This is a genomic window from Thiolapillus sp., from assembly GCF_048562965.1.
Classification (GTDB): domain Bacteria; phylum Pseudomonadota; class Gammaproteobacteria; order Chromatiales; family Chromatiaceae; genus Thiolapillus; species Thiolapillus brandeum_A.
In genome coordinates this window covers 1-590 of sequence record NZ_JBHNMF010001515.1, presented here as the reverse complement: position 1 = coordinate 590, position 590 = coordinate 1, and the positions used below count along the sequence as shown (strand labels likewise).

At 33.9% G+C, this 590-nt stretch carries 1 protein-coding gene; it reads right to left on the bottom strand.

Going from position 1 to position 590, the window contains the following annotated elements:
• Positions 1–185: 185 nt before the first annotated feature.
• Positions 186–458 carry an EexN family lipoprotein gene (locus tag ACOCD2_RS25250; protein WP_293674803.1) on the bottom strand — a complete coding sequence of 91 codons (273 nt, stop codon included), beginning with the start codon at positions 456–458 and terminating at the stop codon, positions 186–188.
• Positions 459–590 lie beyond the last annotated feature (132 nt).

Sequence of the window (590 nt, the reverse complement as noted above, 5' to 3'; positions counted from 1 at the left end):
AGCTCATCTATCTTACCAAGCATATGCGCGATTCCCCAAAGCGCAAAATATATTATTAGGACATTATTAAAAATCGGCTTTAACCAACCCATAATGAACTTTGTTTGCTGAACCATTGCTATGGAAAGGGATCTATCTATTATAGTTCCTATATCCGTATATATAGTATAAGCCATTTATAACGCCTACTTATTGAGTGATTTATTTAATAAATCAAATGCCTCCTTTGCTTCTTGTTGTCTTTTCTCTATATTTTCTAATCCAAGCACATGTTTAATATCTGCTTTATGTGCATTTATACAACCATCACTTTTTGTGTCATTACGATCATAGCAACTTTCTGATTTACTTTGTCTCTCTGCAGGATGGTTAAGGTAATAATCTACTGACCTTGCATCTTCCTCGCATCCTGTTAAGAATACTGCCGTTAAAACCATTGGAAAAATAAGTTTTCTCATCGTTATTACCCTCTAATAATTGTTCAGAAATTCAATTAATTCTTGTTTGTTTATACTTCCACTGTCAATTGTGTTCAAAGCATTTTGTATGCGTTGTCTTTCCTGCATTTCTTTGTGAGCTTCAGCCTGTGC